The sequence below is a fragment of the Pseudomonas batumici genome (assembly GCF_000820515.1).
GTDB classification, from domain to species: Bacteria; Pseudomonadota; Gammaproteobacteria; order Pseudomonadales; family Pseudomonadaceae; genus Aquipseudomonas; species Aquipseudomonas batumici.
Map to the genome: position 1 here is coordinate 50,681 of NZ_JXDG01000039.1, position 9,819 is coordinate 60,499.

Here is a 9,819-nt window from a genome sequence, read left to right on the forward strand (position 1 = left end):
CGTTTTTATGGTCAAGCGGACTCGATGCATTTCGTCAATAATGGATCACTTTTTTTCAATCGAGCCTGAGCAATGATCACGTTCAAGCAACTGGAAGCGATCTACTGGATTGTGGAGCTGGGTAGCTTTGAATCCGCAGCCATGAAACTGAACATGTCCCAGTCAGCCATCTCCAAGCGTATCCAGGAGCTGGAGGAGGCCTTTGACATGCCCATTTTTGATCGATCCAAACGCAGTGCACGCCTCACGGAAAAAGGCACGGAACTGTTCGAGCAGGCCTCGGAGATCTTGCGCCAACGCGATTACCTGCTTGAACGCGTCAGCTCCAAGGAGGTGCTGGTCAGGCGCTTTCGCATCGGCGTCACCGAACTGACCGCCATGACCTGGCTACCGGTACTGATCGAGGGTATACGCAGTGCTTATCCCAAAGTGGTGCTAGAACCCTCGATCGAGCTCAGCACCGAACTGGTAGCAAAATTGGAGAGCGATCAGCTCGACCTGATCATCGTTCCCGATATTTTTGCCGACGCACGTTTCGTCAGCACTCCGCTGAGTTCGGTGGAGAACGCCTGGATGTGCGCGCCTTCGCTGCACCAGGGCAACGGGATAATGGACATGCAGGCCATTTCCTCGTACACCGTTCTGACTCAGGGAGGTGGCTCCGGTACCGGGTTGATCTACGAGCGCTGGCTTGCCCAGAACGACGTCCGGGTCAACCGTACGATCAAAAGCAACTACCTGATCGCCCAACTGGGGCTGACCCTGTCCGGCATCGGCATCAGCTACCTGCCTCGCCAATGCCTCTCGCCGCTGGTGGAGCAGGGCCGGCTGCAGATCATCGAAACCGAACCCGCGTTGCCTCCCATCCACTACATCGCCGTACACCGTGCCGATCGCCTTCAGGGCCTTAGCGTCGAAGTGGCGCGCCTGGCAGCGCACTGCTGCGATTTCAGCCACATGGTGTTGTAGTTCAGCGCTGGATTCGAGAAGAAAAGCGATGCTTTTGCATAGATAAATATCGCTAATAGTACCGATCGACCTTTCTTAAGATGAACTCATAACCCACAAAGGTTCATCCGTTCATGGAGGTCGCTATGTCATTGCCCGGTTCACGCATCTACCCTTCTCCTCCCCAAGCGCCACGTTCACTTCTGGAAGCCTTTCAGAACGTCGTCACGCCGCATATCAGCGACAACCTCGGGCGTCACATCGGTGCTCGGGGTCTAACGCGCTATAACCACACCGGCAAATTGGTGGGCACCGCCTTGACGGTGAAGACTCGCCCCGGCGACAACCTTTATATCTACAAGGCACTGACGCTGATCGAACCGGGGCATGTTCTGGTAATCGACGCTCAAGGGGACGAGACCAATGCGGTCATCGGTGAGTTGATCAAGCTCTATGCGCAACAACGTGGCTGTGTCGGTTTTGTCGTCGACGGAGCCATCCGCGATGTCGCCAGTTTTGAAGACACACCGTGCTATGCCCGCAGCGTAGTGCATTGCGGCCCCTACAAGAGCGGCCCCGGCGAGATCAATGTGCCGGTGTCCATTGGCGGGATGATCGTCAACCCTGGCGACATCATCGTCGGTGACGAAGATGGCCTGATTGCATTCGCCCCTGAGCACGCCGAACAAGTTCTGCTCAAGGCGCGCGAACATGAGGCCCACGAACAGCAGGTCAAGGCCGAAATCGCCACCGGCGCCATTGATCAGTCATGGCTGGACAAGGTTCTGGAGAAGGCCGGTCTGGCGAACTGAGTCGATCCAGAATCACCTTATGCGCGCGCCTCACCGTGCAATCCAACCGGGCCTCCTGCCCGGTTTTTTTAGGCCCGCGCATTCTGTAAAGCGCGCATTCGATGGGGGCACTCCCATCAATAAAAGTGATTTATTGCCAGGAGTATTTGTCGCTTTTTTTGCAGATTCACACTCATTACTTTGACCGGACAACACCGATAGAAAAATAAGGTCTACCCCCATGTCTATGCCTGAAGTCATAAAACCTGCTGTGCGCAGCAATTACCGCTGGGTGGTTGCGGCCCTGATTTTTCTGATTTACACCATCGCTGCCGCTGACAGGGCCAACCTGGGTGTCGCTTTGCCGTTTATTCGTAAAGAGTTCGACATGAGCAACACCGAGGCCGGTGGTTTGATGAGCCTGTTTCTGCTGGCCTATGCCTTGATACAGATTCCTTGCGGATTTGCCTTCGGGCGTTTCGGCGTCAGCCGGATCTTGCCTGGCGCCATGCTACTGACCTCATTGCTAACCGGCCTGGTGGGTACAGCCGGGTCGCTGCTTGCGCTTAAACTCTATCGCCTGGGCCTTGGCGTCGCTGAAGGTCCACTGCCGATCAGCATGACCACGACCATCAACAATTGGTTTCCCCCACGAGAAAAGGGCACGGCATCGGGGATCTTCCTGTCCGCCGTCAAGTTCGGCCCGGTGATCGTGCCACCACTCTGTGCAGTGATTATCTCTGTCTGGGGCTGGCGAGAAATTTTCTACTTTTTCGCCGTACCAGGCATCGTACTCGCGGTGGTCTGGTACTTCGTTGTCACCGACCATCCCTCCCGTAGTCGGTTCGTCAATGAAGCCGAGCTCAACTACATCACCGAAGCAACCGGCAGCACTCAGACGGTTCAGCAAACCCGCCCCCAGAAGCCCCCTGCCTGGTTGGGAAAACTTGATCGCGTCATACGCGCTCGTCATGAAGCGCCCCTGGAAACCAACAAGCAGGTGTTCACGTCCTGGAACATCTGGGGCTGCGCCACCAGCTACTGCTTCCAACTGGGTGTATCCAGCGTATTGCTGGCCTGGATTCCAACCTACCTGATGACCGTCAAACAATTCTCGATCATGAACATGGGGCTGGTGTCGGCAGCGCCATGGGTGGGTGCCGTGCTCGGCAACCTGATTGGCGGCCTCTGCTCGGATCGGCTGCTGGGTGGACGGCGCAAACCCGGCATGCTGCTGTCTGCGCTGGGCACATCGCTGATGATGTACCTGCTGATCAACTCGCCTGCCGAACCGCTGCCCTATGGGTTGTTGCTGATGTTGACCGGCGTCGTCCTCAGCCTGGGCTTCTCTTCTTACATGGTCTACCCGATGGGATTGGCCAGCAAAAAGACGTTCCCCATCTCCAACGCCATCGTGAACATGATCGGTCAGTTAGGCGCCGCGGCCACGCCCTTCATTACCGGGATGCTGCTGGACAACTATGGCTGGAACTATGTGTTTGCCTGGCTGGCGATCGGGTCATTTCTCAGTTTCATCCTCTTGCTGACCATTTCCGAGCCACGGCCGCGATCGGCTACTCCTGCCCCCTGAATAAAACCGAGCCGCTCGTTTGAGCGGCTTTTGTATGAACGATTCTGTCATCGCTGTGAGGTGTTATGCATGTCCCCCCAAGACAAAGAATTGGTTGCGCTGTTTGAAGGCCTGGATACGCCAGGAGTGTCCGACGCCCTGGACAAACTGGGCCTGCCTGGCCAGTGCCTGGGCGTCATGCCCTTGGATAACTATCGCCAGGTAGTCGTTGGCCCGGCCTTCACCGTACGTTACGTCACCGCCAGTTGCCCACCTGGAACGGTTGGCGACTTCATCGATGATGTGGCGGAAGGCGATGTGGTGGTCATCGACAACGACGGGCGCACCGACTGCACCGTCTGGGGTGACATCATGACCCAATATGCCGGGAGCAAGCGGATTGCGGCGACCGTGATCGACGGCGTCTGCCGGGATGTCAGCAAGGCACTCGGTGACGGCTATCCGCTCTTCAGCAAAGGCCGGTTCATGCGCACCGGCAAGGATCGGGTCGAAGTAGAATCCATCAATCAGCCGGTTTCCATCGGCCAAGCCCGCGTCTGCGCCAGAGATATCGTGATCGCCGATGCCAACGGCGTGGTGATCGTGCCCCGGGATCGAGCCCATGAAGTGGCGGCCCACGCACACTCGATCGAAGCGGTGGAAGCCGATATCCGGGCCTTGATCGCTGAAGGAAAATCCCTCAGGGAAGCCCGGTCGGTGCTGGGCTATCACACCCTGCAACGTAAGCCCTGATCGTCTCCCCCTTTTGCCCTCACAGCCTGCCCACGACAGCGCTGTGAGGGCTTTTTATTCCTGCGAGTGTATCCAGAGCCTTTGCCAATGACCGGCGTGTATGACCATCCCCCCCTTTCGGAAAAACGAAAAAGGGTGAGCAACCACCTTTGTGAATGCTCACCCTTCGATCTTGAACCCGCCCAGCGAACGGGTCAGACCGTCAGCGGTTTCTCCCCTGTGCGATCCGATGTATCTCGCCCGTCGGCAACGCGCCCGGCTTCATCCTCGCTCACCAATTCCCCTTCCCACTTGGCCACCACCGCCGTTGCAATCGAGTTGCCCACAGCGTTGGTCGCCGAGCGGCCCATATCGAGGAACGTGTCGACCCCCAGAATCAACAACAAGCCGGCTTCCGGAATATCGAACTGGGTCAGGGTCGCGGCGATGACTACCAGCGAAGCACGCGGCACGCCAGCCATGCCTTTGGAGGTGAGCATCAGCGTCAACAGCATGCTGATCTGCGTGCCGATGGACATCTCGATGCCATACGCCTGCGCAATGAACAACACGGCAAACGTGCAGTACATCATCGAGCCGTCCAGATTGAAGGAATAGCCCATGGGCATGACGAAACTCGAGATTCTGCGCTTGACTCCAAAACGATCCAGCGCATGGAGAATCTTCGGGTAAGCCGACTCGGAACTGGCCGTGGCGAAAGACAGAAGGAAAGCCTCTCTGATCAGCACCACCAATTTGAATACACGCCGCCCCAGGAACATCCAGCCGGCAAATATCAGCATCGTCCAGAGCACGATCAACCCAAAATAGAAGTCGCGCATGAAGACCGCGAACTTGACCAGAATGTAGAGCCCGTTGACCGCCACGGTCGCTGCCATAGCTGCCATCACCGCCAGCGGTGCAAGTTTCATCACATAGCCGGTGACCTTCAACATCGCGTGGGACAGGTCCTCGATGACATTCACCAACCGCTCGGTTTTCTTGCCCAAGGAGGCCAGAGCGACACCGAAAAATATCGAGAACACCACGATCTGCAAGATTTCATTGGTGGCCATGGCCTCCGCGAACGACCTGGGCACCAAGTGCGTGGCGAAATCCTTGAGGGTGAACACCGAGGTTTGCAAGTTGGTCACGCTGGTCACATCTGGCAATGGCAAGCCCAGGTTGTGCCCCGGCTGCAGCAGGTTGGCCATGACCAGCCCCACCGACAGCGAAAGCAATGAAGCGGTGACAAACCAGGCCAGCGCTTTGCCGAATACCCGGCCGACAGCACTTGCATCACCCATATGCGCGATACCCACCACCAGTGTCGAGAACACCAGGGGGCCGATGAGCATTTTGATCAGGCGTAGAAAGACGTCGGAGACGATCGAGATGTAACTGGCAACCTTGGTCGCCATCGCTTTGTCCGGGAAGTTGAGGAAAATCATGTAGCCGATAAGGATCCCCAGCAGCATGGCGATCAGAATGCCTGCCGCAGCCGGTAGCCTGTTTTTCATAGAGCACCTGTTGTCGTGTTTCTGGAAATAGCCGGGAACAACATCCCCTTGATCAGGCAATGGCCATCAAAGGACGGTGTGCTACCGACGTACTAAGGAATGAACAAGGCAAGTGCAAAATGCCGATACCGGCAGGCCGAGGGTGGATGCGAGCGAAACAGATCATGGACAGATGACAGGACGGGACAAGCCAACTGCAGGAGGCTGTTATACATAGGTGCAACCCTCGGATCTTATAGTTGTAGTTGCGTCAGTTACGCGCCGTAACGACGTTGCCGGAAAACTACCCTAGTCCTGCCCCCTCAATAAGAGCGGATCTCGCTCTAGCTGTTATGCCCAAATGTTATGGCGCAACGGCCACCCCTCCACCGCACAGCTATACAAAATGGGCATATCTCAAAGACAAAAACGGTAGTCGTCGTTCGCTTCATGCCCTTCCAGAATGAGGCACAACACAAAAACTGCTGTGCTTGGGAGACTGGCATGTCAACAGAAGCTGAACAAACCGTGGGGCAGGATTGGCAGGAGGACGTATTCCGCGTACTCAAGGCCCATGACGTTAAACATGTGGTCTTCGTACCGGATGCAGGTCACTCGGCGGCCATCCGCATGTCGTATGCAGACCCGGACATCAAGGCCGTCGTCCTCACCACAGAAGAGGAAGGTATCGGCTACCTCGCCGGTGCCTGGCTCGGCGGTGAACGTGGTGCGCTGCTGATGCAATCCAGCGGTGTCGGCAACTGCATCAACACCCTGGCACTTCAGGTCTGCGCAGGCTTCCCGCTGCTGATGGTGGTCACCATGCGCGGCGACTGGGCCGAATTCAACGCCTGGCAGAACCCCATGGGTCAGGCTACCGAGGCCTCCCTGAACCTGATGAAGGTCATGACTTGGCGCGCCGATGATCCGAAAGACGTCGCCCCACTGCTGCACGGTGCCGCCACCATGGCATTCAACGGTGATTCTTCCTGTGCCCTGCTGCTCGGTCAGCGTCTGATTGGAGAAAAGAAATGGGTCAAGTAAGCGCAAACCACGCCCTGTGCCGTCGCGAAGTGGTCAAGGCCTTGCTGGCCGACCGCAAGGACGTGCTGGTCGTGACCGGCCTGGGATCGGCGTCCTACGACGTCATGGCGGCCGGTGACCATGATCTGAATTACTACCTCTGGGCCGCCATGGGCAGTGCAATCACCGTCGGCCTGGGCCTGGCCAACGCCCAGCCGGACAAATCGGTAGTCGTGATCACCGGTGACGGTGAACTGCTGATGGGCTTTGGTGCGCTGGCCACCGTCGCGCTGCAAAAGCCCGTCAACCTGACCATAGCCGTGCTCGACAACGGCCATTTCGGTGAGACCGGCATGCAGGTCAGTCATGCAGGTTTCGGCATCCAGCTCGATCAGGTCGCCAAGACCTGCGGCTTTAGCTGGACCGATGAAATCCGCGATATGGAAGGCGTACACAACCTACGCGAGCGCTTCGCAACGCGCGATGGAGTCAAGCTCGCGACGATCAAGATCAAAGCGGAAAACCCGCCACGGGTGCTGCCGCCGCGTGATGGTAACTACATCAAGAATCGCTTTCGGGCTGCGCTGGGTTTCAACCCGATCTGATTGCTCTATGCCCGAACCCGCTCACGCAGGGCAGATGCTGTGCGTGACGCGTTGAGGAAAATAATAATGACTGACAGCAACTCTGAAGAACTCAATGCCATTCGCGAGGGCGTACGCGCCCTGTGCGGCGAATTCGATGCCGCCTACTGGCGCAAGGTCGATGAAGAGAAAGGTTTCCCCGAAGCCTTCGTCAACGCCATGACCGAAGCTGGTTGGCTGTCGGCAATGATCCCTGAGGAATACGGCGGTTCCGGCCTGGGCCTGGCCGAAGCCTCGGTGATTCTCGAGGAAGTGAACCGCTGCGGCGGCAACTCCGGCACGGTGCATGGCCAGATGTACAACATGTTCACCCTATTGAGGCACGGCAGCGAGGCGCAGAAAAGCTTCTATCTGCCGAAGCTGGCCAGCGGCGAACTGCGCCTGCAATCGATGGGTGTCACCGAACCCACCACCGGCACCGACACCACCAGGATCAAGACCACTGCCGTGCGCAAGGACGACAAGTACGTGATCAACGGCCAGAAGGTGTGGATCTCGCGGATCCAGCATTCCGACCTGATGATCCTGCTGGCGCGCACCACGCCGCTGGCCGAGGTGCAGAAGAAATCCGAGGGCATGTCGATTTTCCTGGTCGACCTGCGCGAAGCCATCGGCAACGGCCTGACCGTGCAGCCGATCGCCAACATGGTCAACCACGAGACCAACGAGCTGTTCTTCGACAACCTGGAAATCCCTGCCGACAGCCTGATCGGCGAGGAAGGCAAGGGCTTCCGCTACATCCTCGACGGGCTGAATGCCGAACGCACGCTGATCGCCGCCGAATGCATCGGTGACGGTCGCTGGTTTATCGAAAAGGCCAGCGCCTATGCCCGTGACCGGGTGGTGTTCGGTCGGCCGATCGGGCAGAACCAGGGCGTGCAGTTCCCGATTGCCGAAGCGCATATCGAGATCGAGGCGGCCGACCTGATGCGCTGGCGCGCCTGCGAGGAATACGACAGCGGGCAGAACGCCGGGGCCAGCGCCAACATGGCCAAGTACCTGGCGGCCAAGGCCTCTTGGGAAGCAGCCAACGCCTGCCTGCAGACCCACGGCGGTTTCGGCTTCGCCTGCGAATACGACGTCGAGCGCAAGTTCCGCGAGACCCGCCTGTACCAGGTGGCGCCGATCTCCACCAACCTGATCCTGTCCTATGTGGCCGAGCACCTGCTTGAGCTGCCGCGCTCCTTCTAAGTGATCGGCGCAACACCCCAGCGCGTCGGCCCAGGCAGGCGCCGCCGGGGATCCATGACAAGAGAGGTAACAATCATGAGCCAATCCAAAGGCCTGCGTCCGCTCGATGGCATTACCGTCGTCAGCCTTGAGCATGCGATTGCCGCCCCCTTTTGCACCCGACAACTGGCCGACCTGGGCGCCCGCGTGATCAAGGTCGAACGTCCGGGCACAGGCGATTTCGCCAGAGGCTACGACCAACGCGTCAACGGCTTGGCCTCGCACTTCGTCTGGACCAATCGCTCGAAAGAGAGCCTGACCCTGGACCTGAAGCAGGATTCGGCCAGCGAGGTACTGGACCGTTTGCTCGGCAGTGCCGACGTCCTGGTACAGAACCTGGCACCCGGTGCTGCCGCACGAATGGGGCTGTCCTTTGAGACCTTGCATCAGCGATTTCCACGCCTGATTGTCTGTGACATTTCAGGCTATGGCGTCGGTGGCCCCTATGAAAAGAAAAAAGCCTATGACCTGTTGATCCAGAGCGAAGGCGGATTTCTCTCGGTCACCGGCGGCCCAGGCGATGAAGAAACGGCCAAGGCCGGATGTTCGATCGCCGATATCGCGGCCGGCATGTACGCCTACACCGGCATTCTGTCTGCCCTGCTGTTGCGTGAACGTACCGGCGAAGGTAGCCACCTCGATGTGTCCATGCTGGAAAGCCTGGTCGAGTGGATGAACTACCCGATGTACTACGCCTACAACGGAGCACCGCCGCCGCCTCGTGCTGGCGCCGCGCACGCCACCATTTACCCCTACGGCCCCTTCCCTGTCGGTGACGGCACCACCGTGATGCTGGGACTGCAAAACGAGCGTGAATGGCAGCTGTTTTGCGAGAAGGTACTGCTTCAACCCGAACTGGCCAAAGACGAGCGCTTCTCTGCCAACTTCAAGCGTGTCGAAAACCGTAATGCGTTACGGGAACTGATCATTGCAGCGTTCTCCACGCTCAACTTCGAGGCGGTGATCGATCGCCTTGACCATGCGCAAATCGCCAATGCCCGGGTGAACGACATGCAAGGCGTCTGGGGCCATCCACAACTTCAGGCCCGAGAACGCTGGCGAGCAGTTGAAACCTCTGCAGGCTCCATTCCGAGCCTGATTCCACCCGGCAGCAACAGCGCGTTCGAGCCCCGTATGGATGCTGTGCCGGGTCTTGGCCAGCACACCGAACAGGTGCTCAGGGAACTGGGGCTGGGAGCCGACCGCATTGAACAAATGCGCGCTGCCGGAGCGATTTAGCCACGCGCTGATAACCCGCAGCCTGAATGCAACAATCAAACAGTTTCGAGAGAACACTGCCCAATGAAGATCCTGGTAGCTGTCAAACGCGTTGTCGATTACAACGTCAAGGTTCGCGTCAAGGCGGACAATTCCGGCGTCGA

9 protein-coding genes and 1 pseudogene are annotated in these 9,819 nt (G+C 58.2%); 9 read left to right on the forward strand and 1 reads right to left on the reverse strand.

Annotation, left to right across the window (positions count from 1 at the left end):
• The first annotated feature begins 72 nt into the window (after positions 1–72).
• The 4 genes from UCMB321_RS15105 to UCMB321_RS15120 all read left to right on the forward strand — a co-directional run bounded on the left by UCMB321_RS15105 (position 73) and on the right by UCMB321_RS15120 (position 4,062).
• Complete coding sequence (locus tag UCMB321_RS15105) at positions 73–969, forward strand: LysR family transcriptional regulator (RefSeq protein ID WP_040068175.1); 897 nt, start codon at positions 73–75, stop codon at positions 967–969.
• Positions 970–1,094: 125 nt separating this feature from the next.
• A complete protein-coding gene (locus UCMB321_RS15110; RefSeq protein ID WP_040068176.1) occupies positions 1,095–1,760 on the forward strand; it encodes an RraA family protein in 666 nt (221 codons plus the stop codon).
• A gap of 220 nt (positions 1,761–1,980) precedes the next feature.
• On the forward strand, positions 1,981–3,330 hold the full coding sequence (locus UCMB321_RS15115) for an MFS transporter (RefSeq protein ID WP_245220803.1): 1,350 nt from the start codon (positions 1,981–1,983) through the stop codon (positions 3,328–3,330).
• 69 nt (positions 3,331–3,399) lie between these two features.
• A complete protein-coding gene (locus tag UCMB321_RS15120) occupies positions 3,400–4,062 on the forward strand; it encodes an RraA family protein (protein WP_040068178.1) in 663 nt (220 codons plus the stop codon).
• A gap of 194 nt (positions 4,063–4,256) precedes the next feature.
• Here the strand turns inward: UCMB321_RS15120 and UCMB321_RS15125 are convergent, their stop codons facing one another.
• On the reverse strand, positions 4,257–5,561 hold the full coding sequence (locus UCMB321_RS15125) for a dicarboxylate/amino acid:cation symporter (protein ID WP_040068179.1): 1,305 nt from the start codon (positions 5,559–5,561) through the stop codon (positions 4,257–4,259).
• 483 nt (positions 5,562–6,044) lie between these two features.
• On the opposite strand from UCMB321_RS15125, the gene UCMB321_RS15130 reads away from it, so the two are divergent.
• From UCMB321_RS15130 to UCMB321_RS30720, 5 genes and pseudogenes are all read left to right on the forward strand, one after another.
• Entirely contained in the window at positions 6,045–6,584 is a 540-nt protein-coding gene (locus tag UCMB321_RS15130; RefSeq protein ID WP_040068180.1) for a thiamine pyrophosphate-binding protein, read from the forward strand.
• Entirely contained in the window at positions 6,572–7,168 is a 597-nt protein-coding gene (locus UCMB321_RS15135) for a thiamine pyrophosphate-dependent enzyme (RefSeq protein WP_040068184.1), read from the forward strand. The genes UCMB321_RS15130 and UCMB321_RS15135 overlap by 13 nt, the downstream gene beginning before the upstream one ends.
• Before the next feature lie 66 nt (positions 7,169–7,234).
• Complete coding sequence (locus UCMB321_RS15140) at positions 7,235–8,398, forward strand: acyl-CoA dehydrogenase family protein (RefSeq protein ID WP_040068186.1); 1,164 nt, start codon at positions 7,235–7,237, stop codon at positions 8,396–8,398.
• A gap of 75 nt (positions 8,399–8,473) precedes the next feature.
• Entirely contained in the window at positions 8,474–9,676 is a 1,203-nt protein-coding gene (locus UCMB321_RS15145) for a CaiB/BaiF CoA transferase family protein (RefSeq protein ID WP_040068188.1), read from the forward strand.
• A 63-nt stretch (positions 9,677–9,739) separates the two neighbouring features.
• Positions 9,740–9,819: pseudogene (locus tag UCMB321_RS30720) on the forward strand (electron transfer flavoprotein subunit beta/FixA family protein); the annotation flags it as partial.

Excerpts from the sequence above, each read along its gene's own strand:
- UCMB321_RS15110 (WP_040068176.1), top strand. The coding sequence starts at position 1,095 with ATGTCATTGCCCGGTTCACGCATCTACCCTTCTCCTCCCCAAGCGCCA.
- UCMB321_RS15120 (WP_040068178.1), top strand. The coding sequence starts at position 3,400 with ATGTCCCCCCAAGACAAAGAATTGGTTGCGCTGTTTGAAGGCCTGGAT.
- UCMB321_RS15130 (WP_040068180.1), top strand. The coding sequence starts at position 6,045 with ATGTCAACAGAAGCTGAACAAACCGTGGGGCAGGATTGGCAGGAGGAC.
- UCMB321_RS15115 (WP_245220803.1), top strand. The coding sequence starts at position 1,981 with ATGTCTATGCCTGAAGTCATAAAACCTGCTGTGCGCAGCAATTACCGC.
- UCMB321_RS15145 (WP_040068188.1), top strand. The coding sequence starts at position 8,474 with ATGAGCCAATCCAAAGGCCTGCGTCCGCTCGATGGCATTACCGTCGTC.
- UCMB321_RS15135 (WP_040068184.1), top strand. The coding sequence starts at position 6,572 with ATGGGTCAAGTAAGCGCAAACCACGCCCTGTGCCGTCGCGAAGTGGTC.
- UCMB321_RS15140 (WP_040068186.1), top strand. The coding sequence starts at position 7,235 with ATGACTGACAGCAACTCTGAAGAACTCAATGCCATTCGCGAGGGCGTA.
- UCMB321_RS15125 (WP_040068179.1), bottom strand. The coding sequence starts at position 5,561 with ATGAAAAACAGGCTACCGGCTGCGGCAGGCATTCTGATCGCCATGCTG.
- UCMB321_RS15105 (WP_040068175.1), top strand. The coding sequence starts at position 73 with ATGATCACGTTCAAGCAACTGGAAGCGATCTACTGGATTGTGGAGCTG.